Source organism: Bradyrhizobium sp. UFLA05-108 (assembly GCF_059803455.1).
The window spans coordinates 1-14,620 of the sequence record NZ_JBANAZ010000046.1; the positions used below are offsets into that span (position 1 = coordinate 1).

Here is a 14,620-nt window from a genome sequence, read left to right on the forward strand (position 1 = left end):
GCAAATGAAGACCGTGGGACCCGCGATCAGTTTGCGGACTTCGTGCTGGCTCTTGCCGCAGAACGAGCAATACAGCGCGCTATTGGAGAGTGACTGAACTGTCATGAGGACCTCAGTGCGGCTTGCCGAGCACGAACGTGAAGGGGACAACAAAGAGCTCGTCACCCTGGTCGTCACTGACGTGCAAGATCCAGTCTCGCCAGTCTTCGAGACTGCTCTCATTGGTAAAGCATTGCACGACGCGGGTCGCATGATCGCGCGCCTCGGCAAGATCATCCACCATGGCGCCTCGGCGATCGACGAATACCTTCTTCGTGTTGGAGCAGTGGAAATAGACCTGGGTCATGTTCAGTCTCCATTGAATGGTATGGGGATCAGCGAGAGGCTCGCGTCGCTCGAGTCCTCAAGGAGAGGGCACGAAGATGAAGGGGGTGACGCTGCCGCGATCTGGAACCACATCCAGGTAGCCAAGAAAGGAAACAGGATCATTTGAGCACCTCGCCGATCACGACTTTCCGAGGAATAGTGAGGCTCAACCGCCGCACTTCGTCGCCAACAGGTCGTTGAACGCGTTGATCACTGAATCGATTGCAGCCAACACTTGCGCGCCGTCGACGCGATTGGCAGCGGCATGTCTCAACATCACCGACTCATAAAATGAGGCGGCGTAAGCGCGACAGCGCTTCTCTTTGTCGGTGGCGTTGTCGAGTTGGCTTTGTACCGTCGCCAAGCGAGCGCAAGAGTCGTCGTTGTTTGAAGCGCAGCCCGCCGCGACCGCAGGAATCGTAGATGCGTTAATCGCGGCTGAAACTATGAGAACAGCGATTCTCCTCATCGGCGCACTCCATAAAGCGAGTTGTTGCGAGGAGACTCACATTCTTCAGGTCTACGTTCTATTGCACGCGGGTCGTTTCAAGTACGGCTGTGGTTGCCCCACATAAACCTTGGCTTAAAGAAAACGAGAGTGACGATTTCAGAATCGGCAGAGGTGCCACCTCTCTTAGCGAGAGAGGCAGCACCACACTCGGCGGAGAGCTGACACGGTCACGTGCGCTGCAATAGCCGCTTTCTGGACTACGGAGATGAAGGGCTCGGAATGCAGCCCGGCCGCACCGAAGCTTCGCCGATCAATCCGAAGAAGCTGGTCTCGAGTTCCGCGCGGATTCTTTGCAAACGCGTCCCGCTCCCGCCGTCCTGGCCGTCCCGGATCGTGACCGTTGCGGTCAAACCCGACACCAAAGGCACACCGGCAGGCACGTAATCGATCGCGATCCGGACCGGCACTCGCTGGGCCAGCCGTACCCAGGTGTAGACCGGATCGACGTTGGGCAGCCCCTGTGTCGCAGCCGCTGCATTGGAAACGCTGACGCCACGCGTCACCGTTGCGACGTGACCTATGACGGGCTCAGAGTAGCCCATCAGCTTGGCCTCAGCACGGTCACCCACGCACAGCCGGGCCAGCTTTGTTTCCTCGAAATAGCCGTCGACCCAATAGCTGTCCCTATCGATGATCGAAATATTGGCGGCGCCTTGATGCGCGTAGTCTCCCTCTCGAAGCAGGAGGTTCGTGACAATCCCATTCACCGGGCTGCGCACTTCGGTACGCTGCAGATTGATCTCCGCCTGCCGGACTTGCTCCTGAGCCGACTCGACGGCCGCCTTCGCCTGTAGCGCATTTCCCTCGTAGACCTGCTTCTCTTCGGTGCTGCTCGCCAGATCCGACAAACGTCGCCGACGTTCGGACTGCAAATCCTTCACGTTGCGGTCCGCCATCCTTTGCTGCAAGACCGCCTTGTTGGTGCGGAGCGCAACGTCGAAATCGAAGGGGTCGATGACGTATAAAAGGTCGCCTTTGTGAACGAACTGATTGTCCACGATTCCCAGCTCCTTGATTCTTCCGGAAATCTCCGGCGCGACGCTCGCGACCTGCACCCGCACGCGCCCGTCGCGCGTCCATGGTCCGGCATTGTACTGGTCCCAAGTCACGAGAGCGGCGATCGCTGCAACGGCGGCGATCCCGACCGTCGCCAGCTTGCGCAACAGATGCCGCACGGTTCGCGAGCCATGACTTCGCCGCGGTGGCTTTGATTTACGTGGAGGCAGGACGATCTGTTCGTCATCCGGGTACCCTTCCGATACCCTTAGGGCGATCCCGTCGAACTGGTTCGTTTGATGAACCGGTTCCTCGGCCTCAACCGACGACGAGCGCGCCAGGCTTTCCTGCATCGGGACTTCCCGAACAGCCTCATCATAAACGACAGAATCCATGGCGCCCTCCTCTAGAATAACAGAATCAATAGGCCGAGAACCGTCACATATAGGCTCAGCTCAGCGATTGCGGCGTGACTGAACACCTTCGCAAAGCCGACGACATGCAGAAGCGGTCGGAGTGCGAGGATGACGACAAGAGCTACCACCAGGTAGGTTACAAACGGCGCTAACAAGACGCCTCCGACCACCAGCTCTGCAAAGGTGTGCGCCATCAGGTTGCCTCCGACAAATCGCGATTTTGGCTCCGATCGAAGATGTTGCTTGTCAGGGAAAGGCACGCCGCAATTTCTGCCTGGATCGAGTCGTTGTGCGTAGCCCGTTCACGAAGCCTGTGCGCGATAGCGCGCAGGGTGGCCGCATCTCGCTTGGCGATCGCCCCGCGTACTTCGTCTGCAAGTGGCCCATCGGCGAATTGCATCAGCTTCGCATCGCAAAGCCGGAATATTGCTGATTGATCGAAACAAGAGAGCATTTCTGCGAGGGCGCGACTGTCCTGTTCTCCCCCAGCGGCGAGAAATTGCCCTATCCGCGAAGCGTCCCGGAACGTTGCTTCTTCCAACGCCTCTCCATTCCGCAAGAACGGCTCCTGCAGCTCGCGGCGGACCTCCGCCAGAAGCTGCTTCCTGCGTTTGTCATCGGGTACGGGAGGAATCAGTGTTTGCGTTGCGAACAGGAACACGGCTGCCGCGACAATGAACACAGAGGTGAAGAGGAACGCCTGCGGATTGTAGGTCTGTGGATTACTCGGCGCCAGGATGAGCATGGTGAAAGGTAGAATGGCGCGACCAAGTGATGACCACAGAAGATTTTTAGAGGTGATGAGGAGTGCTGCGCCGACCACGAGGGGAGCAAGACCGATAGCCAGCAGGGGGAAGGCGTCGGCGCCATCGAGGATGATGAACTCGAGTATACCGGTCAGAACAATTGCGATCGGCGCAGCAACAAGCGCAACCGCGGTGAAGCCGCGCGGGTTCGGAGTTGTGGCCCCCAATCCGACCATCAGCGCCACGAAGGACAGAGAAACGCTCGCCGCAGGCCACCCGACCCAAACGTAGAAGGCCGAGGCGATTGCAAACCATAGAGAGGCACGGAGACCGCTTTCGGCGGCAATTCGATAGGAGCGATACAAGGGTGCACGCCACAATCGCAGCGGCCACTTGACTGATCTCAGAGCGATCAGTTCTTGTCGAACATCTTCGTCCCGTCGAACAAACTCGTTCCGTGCCGAAACTTCCGTTCGAGCGTTCTCGCGAGCAGAACCGCTGCTCAAGGTCCGCGCAGCCTGTAATTCGGCGATTAGCGAGACCGCGGCGCTGCGGGCGGCAGCGCTCCTGACCGAGCCGCTGCTCGACTCCGGCGCCAGGCTTGCGATCTCCGGCCGCAGCGCCACAATTTCTCGCAGTAGCGTCAGGAATGTCATCGAGTTGTCTGGTTCGCCGCGGAAGGCAGCGCTTGCATAGACGCGGATGCGGCGATGGATCGCCGCCAACTGCGCGACCATGCGCGGTTGACGGTCTGGAGCAAACATGAACGTGTTCATCACGGCGATCGAAAAAATGCCGACCACGATTGCGGCGCCACGCGCCATACCGGATTCAAACACGTGCTGCGGATTGTCGATCTGCTGTGTCGCAATAAATGCGACAGTATATCCGGACAGCACCGCTGCATAAGCCCGATAGCCGTCCAAGAGCTTTGCCACAAAGACGCAAATGCCAAGCCACGCCGCGAACGCCAGGAGTATCAGATCTCGCGCCTGCGAGAAGAGGCCTGTGATTGCGATTGACACCGTTACGCCCACCACAGTGGCGAGCAATCGAAAACCTGCCTTGTCCAACGCCTGGCCGCGGGTTGGTTCGGCGAGAACAGCAATCGTAAGCGCGGCAGTCGTCGGCGATTCGAGCTGCAGCCAAAAGCTCACGAACAAGGCGATGATCGTAGCCAGCCAAACGCGAATGGCGAAGCTCCAGGAGCTGACCGGAATTTTCGCTACTGTGTGCGGCTGCTCTGACATTGTCGCGATCACGGTCGTGCCTCTGCAGATGCTTCACCACTCGCGCTCAGTTCTCGTGTCCCGACACATCGACAGAGGCGACGAAACAGTAGCCGCGGCCGGGGATGTTGACGATGAACCGATGCCCGTCCCGACCGTCACGCAGCGCGCGACGCAGCGCGGACATATGGACCGTGAGGTTCGCAGGCTCGACAAAGACGTTGGGCCAGACCCGGGCCATCAAGTCCTGCTTGCTGACCAGCTCACCGCGGCGTTCAAGCAGAGCAATCAGGATCTCCAGAGCACGACTTCCGAGGCACACGGGTTTGTCTTCTTCGAGCAGAAGAAACTGCGTCGGAAGCAGGCGGAATGGTCCGAAGGAAACGTCGGCTAGGGCGGCGCCGACCGATCCACTTCGTTTCTGGGAGAGTGGTGCAACCACCTCAAAAGGCTGAGCGGTGCGTCCGGCGTCAAATTCCGGTTCGGGATGAAATTGCTCCAGGCGTCCGAAAGCTGCAGTCGAAGCTGATGCGCGCATTATGACCTCGCGTGCTTTGGCAGGCTAATCCCGCAAAGATGCCACTGACCGTAATCTGACGATTTGGAGCGCCGCGAGCTATTCCACGCGGGTGGTGAGCACTGACAGATTTGGTTGCGTTGCCTAAACCTAGATTTACAAGCCGAGTGGAGGAGTTGGGGCCGCGCATTGTGATGCTCGGGCCGGATCAACAAAATACGCGAGAGCCATTACTTGAGCAGCGAACTACTTCGTTAGCCCAATTTCGGAAACGCGCAGGCGCGCCGTCTCGTGGCAAGCAACCTGGTCTATCCTAGGCCGCGCGTCGATAAACGACACGACGAGGCCGCGTCTGCTTCTCCGTTCGCGACCAAATTGGCGCGCCGCGCGATATGTTGCGAAGAGTCACCAGCGGACATCGCCTCGTAGTTCGTCTTACGTCTCGACCTGCTTCAACCGGTGGATGGTCGGCTTTCCGTCCATGAATTCAGCCATCGCCCCCGTGAGTGTCCTGAAATATTCTGTGCTCAGATGGGCATCGACTGCTGCCTGATCGGCGTAGCGCTCCATGAACACATAGGTATTCGGCATTTCACCGTGGTAGAGCCGATATAGCAGACAACCCTGCTCGTTTTCATTGACCTTCTTGACGAGCTCAGTCGCGAGCTCCTCGAATTCTGCGCTTTTGTCTTCCTTGATCTTGGTCGTTGCGACAGTTCCAAACATTCGCATCACCATCGAGTTTGAGCGCGTCGTTCTATTGCACGGCGTATTGGGCTACTTTACCGGCATGCGCCGAGGCGCCGGGAGTGAAGCGCAGCAAATCGCAGCAAATTGTTGCTAGACAATCGGTTGATCATGACGGTCGGGCAGGGATCGCAAACTGAAACAGAGCCCGGCGTGGCTGGCTCGGGTTGACCAACAGGCATCCGCCATGGATTCGACGATTGAACGGCAGATTGTTAGTCCCCCAATGTACAGATCGTTCCACAGCTCAGGAGCGTTGCGGCCTATCAGGTACGAGCTTGAGCTTATCGGCCATACGGCCGAGCTCGGGAAGCGAACCGGCCTGCATCTTCTGCATCGCCCTGCTGCGATGCACCTTCACGGTGGCTTCGGCGATGCCGATATCATGGGCAATCTGTTTGCTCAGACGGCCGCGGGCGACCTGAATCATGATCTCGCGCTCCCTGGGGCTCAGCGATCCGAAGCGCTCCCTGAGAGCGACCAAGTCCTTCTCATTTTCCCGCCGTGCACGATCACGAGAGAGACCGAGCTCAATCGCGTCGAGGAGATCTTGGTCGCGGAACGGCTTAGTCAGGAACTCGATAGCGCCCCTTTTCATCGCCTGCACGGACATCGGTATGTCGCCGTGTCCTGTGACGAAGATGATCGGAATTTCCCTATTTGCCGTGACGAGCTCGCGCTGAAGATCGAGACCGCTTTGACCGGGCATTCTGATGTCGAGCACAAGGCAGGTGGGGCAATCCGGGAGATCGGACTTGAGGAACTCGGAAATGGACGCAAATAGCTGAACATCGATGCCGAGCGATCGCAGTAGCCGCCCGACAGACGCGCGGAGGTCCGGGTCGTCGTCGACGACCAACACGGTGGAGGTGGAATCAGGCATCGCTGCTGCTCGAAGGGACCGCGAAAATGAGCCTGTGTCCTGGTTTTCGGCCAGACCGCGCATTTCTAGTCCTAATCGCGGAACCTGAACAGTCCCATTGTTCCCAAAGCATGCGTGCGGGGTACACCAAAGTTTACGACCTGACCCAGCTCGCTCCCGAACGCGCTGATCGACTTTAGGATCTGTGGCTCGCCCGATCGCGGCTGAGCGACGCCCATCACCTCATGCAAGCCACTCACCTTCAGCGCTGACAGCCGATCGAGCGAGTGCCTTGTCCGCATCATCGCGGGAAGCCTTCTCAGCTCGCCGTTCATAATCGTCGGCAAGAGCCCTTAGCTGACCTGCAATCGCCATGTCAGTCATGGTTTTGGCGGTACGGAGCAAAGTCTGCGCGGTCTTCAGATATTGTTTGCCTCGTGGTGAGATCTGAAGCGTCATGACGCCCTCGCGCGGTGCTCGGTCGACTGGTCGAAGGGCATTTGGAGCCAGCCCAACCAATTACGGTCACTTTGGCGGCGAGTTGCGAAGCGATCGACGCACTCCCTGGAACAAAGCGGGGTTCGCCACGAATAATGCCGGACGAGACCGAACTTGCCGTCGCACATTGCGCATCGAGTGGCCCTGTCAGACCTGTGAGTTTCCAAGCGATAAGCCATTGTTTTCTCCTTTTCGCCCCTGCGCATTTCGGACGCATGCAGACTATTAGGATCGTTACCAGCACCTCAATTGAGCGCAGGTCGAAGTCGGGCATCCAAAGGGGCGGGACGGCGATACGAAGGCTTACAATGCCCGGACGTGGTCCTGAGGTCGCCGGGTATGATCCCGGCGATCACGTCGTCCAGCGGGGAATTCTCCATCCCGACCGATGATTGCCAGGACTCGCAATCGCCGTCGGCATAAGCCAAAGTTTAGGCGCATCGGCATTGCATCGATGGCATTCTTGACGCAAGTCAAGCCATCCCACGCGGATCTACGGCACCGTTAGCTGCCCGCACGAAGGGGCCTGCGAATGGCATAAGCGCATGATGAAAAAGGTACTAGTTTCGGTCGTCGACGATGATCGGTTCTTTCGTGAGTCAATGTGCAGGCTCATGAGATCCCTGGGCCATACGGTCGACGTTTTCTCGTCTGCAACCGAATTTCTCGCCTCCCCGCGCCTCTCCGAAACAGCATGCCTGATCACCGACATTCATATGCCCGCCATGACCGGGCTCGAACTCTGTCGGCGCCTTATCGATGCGGGCCACGCAATTCCGACGATCCTTGTGACGGCATTTCCCAATGACGTCGACCGGGCTCGCGCGCTAGGCGACGGCGTCTTGTGTTACCTGCGCAAGCCAGTGGACGAGGACCAACTGATGCGATGTGTTAGCGCGGCTTTCAACTCCGGTGGCTCGCCTGAAGGATAGTCGGGAGCTCTCTTTCGGTATCTGGCAAGGTGAACTGGAATACGGCGCCGCCGGGCTCGTTCGCTCCCGCCCACAGCTTGCCCCCGTGAGCTTGGATGATAGAGCGGCATATCGACAGCCCCATGCCTGTCCCACTCGACTTCGTGGTATAGAAGGCATTGAAGATCCTATCGAGATGCGCAGGATCGATGCCCGGCCCTGAATCGCGCACGGCCACGAGGGCGCCTACCTGGTCCTGATCGGTGCTGATCAACATCCCTCTTGCTCCCTCTTCTACCGAGCTCATTGCTTCAGCCGCGTTGAGAATCAAATTCAGCAAGACTTGTTGCAGCTGAATGCGGTCCCCCAGAACCGGAAGCAACCCCTCCGCAAGCCGGGTCTGGACCGAAACGCCATTCCTGACGATCGCGCTTTGCGCCAACGCGATCACTTCGTTGATCGCCGCGTTGAGATCAAACCGCTCTTTTCGCGGCGGCGCTTTTTTGATTTGCTCTCGGATGCGATCGATGATTTCTCCGGCTCGATCTGTGTCCCCGACGACACAGGAGAGTGCCTCGCCGATCTCCCCTAGGTCCGGCGGCTGCATCTTCAGAAAATTCAGGGCCGCCCGGGCGTTGTTGCGCGCGCTGGCGATTGGCTGCGCAATCTCGTGAGAGAGCGAGGCTGCCAATTCTCCCATCATGCTCACGCGGTTCACATGGGCGAAATCCGACTGCATCTGCTGCAATCGCGCCAACGCCTGCGTTCGTTCCTCTATATCCGTCAATAGTGCATACCAGCGAGAAATGGCACCGAAGGTGTCGCGAACCGGAATGCCGCGGATGTCAAACCATCGATATTCACCGTCAAAGCGTCGTATGCGTGCTTCGGTCTGGTATGGAACGCCGGCGACTATCGACCTTGTGACGATTTCAGCGAGATGGGGAAGGTCTTCATGATGAATCGTTCCGTTTGTGCCCCAGTTCTTCATTTCCTCCAGTGACGCACCACAATACTCAAGGATTTGGCGATTGACGGCTTCGACGTCGCCATTCGGGGCCAAGCTCGCAACGAGACCGGGTATCCCGTCAATCGCCGAGCGTAAACTCCGCTCGCTTTCGCGCAGCGCCTCCTCAGCCCGTTTACGCTCGGTCAAATCGAGCACGAACGCGACGCCCTCGTCGCCGCCTTCCTTGACGAGCGCGGCACCAATAAGCACGGGAACGCGGCTACCGTCCTTCCGAAGATATTCCTTCTCAAAAGGCTGAACTATCCCGATTGAGTTTAGCTGTTCCAGCGTGATTGCGTCACGCTCGTGCCATCCCGGAGCACTCAGCTCGTTCCAGCGCACCCGGCCCCACGCGAGGTCATCACGGTCATATCCCAGCATACGGAGGAACGCGTCATTGGCTTCAATAACCTGCCCCTGGCGGTTGGCAACGAAGATCCCGATGATATTGGCGTCAACCAAACGCCGTATCTTCGTCTCCCGATCCTCGAGATCGCGATACAGCCGTGAATTCTCAAGCGAGATGGCTGCTTGCGACGCAAGCACCTCCAGCAGCGCCGCGCGATCGGGTGTGAAGATGTTCGGCGCAAGGCTGTTCTCAAGGTAGAGAATGCCGATGAATTTTCTCTGACTAATCAACGGCAAACAAAGAATAGAGCGAACACGACTCCGAACAAAGTAGGCATCGGTAGAAAATGGGTTTCGAGATGACGCATCGTCGATGATTACCGTCTCATGAGTACGCGCTCCATAACGGGCCAGCGACTCCGGCAGCGCCGGTGCGATATCGGCCCGTTGCCGCAGATGCACGGTTACGTTCTCGCCACTAGAGATCGCCTCCGCCTCTATCTGCAGCTCTTCATCTCGTGGAACAATCAGAAGACATCGTTCCGCGCCAGCGTGCTTGAGTGCAGCGCGCAAGAGCTTGTCGATGAGCTCTTCGAGAACCATCTCGCCAGAAAGTGCCTGCGAGGCTTCAATCATCGTCGCGAGATCGAGATGTTCGACCGGTGCTTCGATCGTGCCCGCTGGACCCGGCGCACGCTCGTCCTGTCTCAGCCGCGGATGGAGCTGGTCGAGTTGCCGCACCTTTCCATCTGCTCCCCATCGCAAGTAGCAATGCCGCGCATTTTTGAGGTAGAGATGTGCAACCTCCTCGAGGCCGCGCGCCGCGTAAAAGCGGGCAGCCAGCTCGTAGGCCAGCGCCTCGTTTTGGACAAAGGCGTTTGCGCGGGCCGAGGCAATGGCGCGCTCGTAAAGGTCCATGGCCTCGACCGGGCGTCCCTCAATCCGGGCGATCTCGGCAGCGACCAGCGCTGCACGATCCTCGAAATTTTCAGGACAATTCGCCGCCCAGGCCTGCAGCTCCCGCTCGTGGCCGCCAAGCGCGTCTCGATGCTCGGCGTACGGCTCGGGGCCGAAGGGCTCACACCGAGCGGCTCGGCACAGGCCGGCATAGAAATGCCATTCGGCTTTTTCGGCCGGAAAGAGCGACAGCGCCCGGGAAGTTGCGTACCATGTCCCCGCCTTCTCCGCTGCCTCGAGCGCCGAAACATAGTCGCCGGCAAAGAAGCGCGCCTGGAGCTTTCGGATCCAGTAGTAACATTCCAAAAAGGCACGAGCGGGTTGACCCGTGATGCGGTCTTCGAAGGAGCGCTCCGTGAATTCACCATCGTCGAGGGAACCGAACTTCGCAATTTTCCCGCGCAGGGTCCGGGCAAGCGCGATCGGCGCGGAAAGCCTGTCGAGGAAGAACCCATACTTCTGCACGAATGCCAACGCGTCCTGAGCTTCGCGCTCGAATTGATCGAGTGGATGGCCCGATGCAAGAAGGATGCTACTGAGACCCCGGGAGGCAAGTGAGGCATATGTCGGATCGCCGTGATCCTTCGCCAACTGGAAGGCGCGACGTGACGGTTCGATGCCCTCCCTTAGCGGTCGTGTCCACGGGACCACAATCGCGAAGGCGACATAGGTCTTCGCCCCGAAGTCTGTCAATCCGCGACGTTCCAGCAGATCGCAGGCCGACTTTCCAAACCGATAACCTTCAATGTACTGGCCGAAGCGGGGGCCGGCGAGCATCGCCACTGCCACGTAGTTAAACGGCGCCGCCTCGCTGATGCCGTGCTCGAGGCTGAGATTTGTGGCAGCGCAGACGCTAAGTGCGTGCAAGTTCTTGTCGGTGTACATGGCCGGCAGAGCCAGGCTGCTGAGCAGGTCGAGCGTCGCCCTTGCCTTCTGGTCTTGGATCAGCGGCAGGTCAACGATATCCTCGATCGAGCGATCTCCGAGCAATGACCAAATGCGCTCGTACTCGTGACGTGCGTCCGCCTCGGTGGGATGCGCTGACCAATCGATGCCTACATGCCGCAAACACTCCAGGGCAATTGTCACCGCCCTTTCGCCCGCCCCTAGCATTGCGCATAGATCCACCCGCCGGTAGGCCACGAGGCATTTTTGGACTGCGCTGAGCGCGCGCTGTGCCAGCGCCGCCAGACGTTGGTCGGCAAGCTGCGCTGCACCAGCATAGACTTCACAGTCGGCCGAATGCAGCTCCAGGTCAAAGGCGAGGTCGGGCCGGCGCTCCCATGTGTCCCCCGGCAACAGCGCCGCACCGGTGGTCAGATAGGTCAGCGCGGAGGCATAGGCCGACGACGCCTTGGCGCGCTTGCCAGCGGCCAGGTTCAGCTCCGCAAGCCGTTCGCGTTCCTCGTGGGATATGATTAGAGTTGCCCCGCGATTGAGCTGGTTGACGATCTCGAAGATCGCCTCGTCGCGCTTTTCCGGTGAAGCCTGCGCCAGCAGTAACCGGCCGATAGTCAAATGCGACTCCGCGCGCGACTTTTCCGGAATCAGCGCATAGGCCGCTTCCTGCACCCGATCGTGAATGAACTTGTATGAGCGCACGGCGCGATCGATCAGTTGTTGACGCATGGCTTCCGAGAGAGCCGCGTGCACCTGCTCTTCGGCCGTTCCGAGAACGACCGAAAGGATATTGAAATCGGCAACGTTGCCGAGGCACGCCAGCCGTCGCAACGCGTCTTGCGTGTCGAGCGGTAGCCGCGTCAGCTTCCCGGCCAGAAGCTCCACCACATTATCCGTGTACCCCTTGGCATGGATGCCGCCGACATCCCAAGACCATTGCCCCCGCGCTTGATCAAGGGCCAGCAGCCCCTCGTCGGCGAGCACGTGAAGAAACTGGACGACGAAGAACGGATTGCCGTCGGTCTTCGCGTGCACGAGATTTGCAAGCGAACCGGCCTGCTCAGCGTCGCAGCGGAGCGTGTCCGCGACGAGTTCGTCCAGATGTTCGGTTGTGAGCGGAGCAAGTTTGATCTCCTGCACTCTTCCGGTTGCCCGGATCGCCTCCAGCTTGCGCATGAGCGGATGCGCCGCCGTGACTTCGTTATCGCGAAAAGCACCGACGAGGAAAAGATTACGGAGTTCGGACCGGTTCAACAGGTCTTCCAAAAGGTCGAGCGTCGCTGCGTCGAGCCACTGCAAGTCATCGAGGAACAGTGCCAGGGGATGTTCCGGCCGAGCAAAGATACCGATCAATTGCCGAAGCACCATCTGAAAGCGCCGCTGCGCGTCCTGAGGCGGAAGCTCGGGGACCGGCGGCGGCTCGCCGACGAGAACCCTCAGCTCAGGAACGAGCTCCACCATCAGTCCCGCATTGGACCCCAGTGCTTCCTGCAAGGCGTAACGCCATGGCGCAAGGTCGGCGTCACTCTTGCCGAGCAGCGGCCGGATCAGGCTCTGAAGCGCCTGTGCCAACGTCGCGTAGGGAACGTCACGCTTGAGCTGATCGAACTTGCCGGAAGCGAACTGGCCACGCGGCGGCACCAGCACCGGCTGCAGCTCGTTGACGACCGACGATTTACCGATGCCGGAATAGCCGGAGACCAGGACCAGTTCCGGGGCGCCACCGTTGACGACACGATCGAACGAGGCGAGCAAGGTGTCGACCTCATGTCGCCGCCCGTAGAGTTTCTCAGGGATCACGAGCCGGTCGGACGTGTCGTGTTCGCCGAGTGGAAAGTCGTCAATCTGACGCCGTTCGTCCCATTCTGTTTGGCAGCTGCGAAGGTCGCTTTCGAGGCCGGCTGCCGTTTGATAGCGGTCTTCGGCTCGCTTCGCGAGCAATTTCATGACGATCGCCGAAATGACGCCGGGGATTTCCTTCCGCTCGATCGGGGGCGCCGGGCGCCTGGCGAGATGGCAGTGCACCCATTCCATCGGATCCGTGGCGGTAAACGGCAATGCACCGGTGAGCATCTGGTAGAAGGTTACGCCAAGCGCGTAGAGGTCGCTCCGGGAATCGATTGAACGATTCATCCGTCCGGTCTGTTCCGGAGCCATATAGGCGAGCGTGCCGGCGATGGTCTCTGGAGGGCGAGGTGACTGACGTTCGCGCACGAGGCGCGAAGCGATGCCGAAACCGGTCAGCCGCACTTCGCCGGACGCCTCGTTCAGCAGGATGTTGCCCGGCTTGATGTCCTTGTGGACGAGCCCGCGCTGGTGAAGCTTGCCTAAGGCCGCCGCGACGGGAATGGCGAGACGCAAGAAGCGTCCCGCCTCGATGGGCGCGCCGAGCACGCCATCCAGCGGCTCGCCGCCCGCATCATCGAGCAGCAGTATGGTCCGGTCGGCATCGTGCACAAGCTCCAGCGGCCGTACTGCCCACGTACCATCGAGTTCGTCCTTCAGTTCGTATTCGTGCGTGAGGCGCTCGAGGCTTGAACGAGACGGGTGGTCGGCGACAGGAGCAACTATCAGCACGGCGCGCTGCTCGCCATCATCGCCTAATCGCCAGCCACGCCGAAAGACGCGTTCGTCGTCCTTCCACACGATCTGAGAGCCATCATCCGAGTACGCGACATTCACCGAATGCGGCACCATTTATGAGCCTCCGGCGTTCGGCCTCCCGATTGAATTCACCAAGCCAAGCTTTTCGTCATTCGCGCGGCCTTTCTCCGGCCCCGGCAAATCGTATCCGATCGGCTGAGAAATGCCAGCCGTCCATTGATCGTCCGTGCTTGAAATGCGCGGAGCCACGCCTTCTGGCTAGCAGCAATTTGGCGAGATTTGCCGCGCTTTACTCGCGACGGAAGCACATGCGCCTTAACGAGGAGTGTCACGGTGACATCGCGCGAGAATGTCGACCGCATCAAGTCGAAGTATGTTTTGCTGTCAACGCAACACGAGCCGTTTTCGAAAGCGCGGTTGGTCGCAATCTGTCACGGAGGTGCTGTTATGAAAAGGCTTTGGCCTCGTGTGGCCGTCATCATGGCAAGCCTTGTCGCGTTTGCTTCGGCAGCGCAAGCGCGCACGGCTTACGACGGATCATGGGATCTTACCTTTGTAACTCAAAGAGGCACCTGCGATCCGACCTATAGCTTTTCGGTCAACATCACCAACGCAGTTGTAACCCATCCCAATCTCATAAGGTTCAGGGGCTACGTGGCGCAGTCTGGTGCGGTTCGCGCGTCGGTGGCTGTTCAGGATAGGTATGCGTCGGGCTCAGGACGGCTGTCGGGAGCATCCGGCCGGGGAAACTGGACTGGCCAATCGGCCGGCGCACGCTGCTCCGGCTATTGGACCGCACGGCGAAACTAGCGTCCTCACTCAGAAGCGATGCGACACAGCTAGATCGCGCCTGCGAAGCGGCCGCCGCGCGCTGCTCCTGTTTGACGGTAAGCACGACACATAGATCGAGGAGATTACGCCCATAGCGAGAAGGGAAAGAGACCTCGCGAGTGAGGTGCGTCCATTTTGCCGGCTCGATCGCGCCGCACTGCGTGTTCAGGAT

General features: G+C 59.5%; 12 protein-coding genes. 1 reads left to right on the forward strand and 11 read right to left on the reverse strand.

Annotated elements, in window-relative coordinates:
* From SO140_RS28940 to SO140_RS28985, 10 genes are all read right to left on the reverse strand, one after another.
* On the reverse strand, positions 1-105 hold a 105-nt coding region (locus SO140_RS28940; protein ID WP_498543516.1), incomplete at its 3' end, for a ClpX C4-type zinc finger protein.
* Positions 106-112: 7 nt separating this feature from the next.
* Entirely contained in the window at positions 113-346 is a 234-nt protein-coding gene (locus SO140_RS28945; RefSeq protein WP_449379676.1) for a DUF6894 family protein, read from the reverse strand.
* 186 nt (positions 347-532) lie between these two features.
* The gene (locus SO140_RS28950) at positions 533-835 is read right to left on the reverse strand and encodes a hypothetical protein (protein ID WP_449379675.1); all 303 of its coding nucleotides are present in this window, start codon (positions 833-835) and stop codon (positions 533-535) included.
* Positions 836-1,074: 239 nt separating this feature from the next.
* Complete coding sequence (locus tag SO140_RS28955) at positions 1,075-2,268, reverse strand: HlyD family secretion protein (protein WP_449379674.1); 1,194 nt, start codon at positions 2,266-2,268, stop codon at positions 1,075-1,077.
* A gap of 11 nt (positions 2,269-2,279) precedes the next feature.
* Complete coding sequence (locus SO140_RS28960) at positions 2,280-2,483, reverse strand: DUF1656 domain-containing protein (protein WP_449379673.1); 204 nt, start codon at positions 2,481-2,483, stop codon at positions 2,280-2,282.
* Positions 2,483-4,297 carry an FUSC family protein gene (locus tag SO140_RS28965; protein ID WP_474799211.1) on the reverse strand — a complete coding sequence of 605 codons (1,815 nt, stop codon included), beginning with the start codon at positions 4,295-4,297 and terminating at the stop codon, positions 2,483-2,485. Before SO140_RS28965 ends, SO140_RS28960 begins: the two co-directional genes overlap by 1 nt.
* 34 nt (positions 4,298-4,331) lie before the next feature.
* The gene (locus SO140_RS28970) at positions 4,332-4,802 is read right to left on the reverse strand and encodes a winged helix-turn-helix domain-containing protein (RefSeq protein WP_449379671.1); all 471 of its coding nucleotides are present in this window, start codon (positions 4,800-4,802) and stop codon (positions 4,332-4,334) included.
* Between the two features lie 414 nt (positions 4,803-5,216).
* Positions 5,217-5,507 carry a putative quinol monooxygenase gene (locus tag SO140_RS28975; protein WP_449379670.1) on the reverse strand — a complete coding sequence of 97 codons (291 nt, stop codon included), beginning with the start codon at positions 5,505-5,507 and terminating at the stop codon, positions 5,217-5,219.
* 268 nt (positions 5,508-5,775) lie between these two features.
* Positions 5,776-6,411 (reverse strand): response regulator transcription factor, encoded by a 636-nt coding sequence (locus SO140_RS28980; protein WP_027526655.1) that lies wholly within the window; start codon positions 6,409-6,411, stop codon positions 5,776-5,778.
* Positions 6,412-6,633: 222 nt separating this feature from the next.
* Positions 6,634-6,849, reverse strand: a complete 216-nt coding sequence (locus tag SO140_RS28985) for a hypothetical protein (protein ID WP_449379669.1) — start codon at positions 6,847-6,849, stop codon at positions 6,634-6,636.
* Between the two features lie 584 nt (positions 6,850-7,433).
* On the opposite strand from SO140_RS28985, the gene SO140_RS28990 reads away from it, so the two are divergent.
* The gene (locus SO140_RS28990) at positions 7,434-7,820 is read left to right on the forward strand and encodes a response regulator transcription factor (protein ID WP_449379668.1); all 387 of its coding nucleotides are present in this window, start codon (positions 7,434-7,436) and stop codon (positions 7,818-7,820) included.
* On the opposite strand, the gene SO140_RS28995 is transcribed toward SO140_RS28990, so the two are convergent.
* Positions 7,792-13,710: an AAA family ATPase gene (locus tag SO140_RS28995; protein ID WP_474799214.1), complete on the reverse strand. Its 5,919-nt coding sequence runs from the start codon at positions 13,708-13,710 to the stop codon at positions 7,792-7,794. The two genes, SO140_RS28990 and SO140_RS28995, sit on opposite strands and share 29 nt — an antisense overlap.
* Between the last annotated feature and the right edge of the window lie 910 nt (positions 13,711-14,620).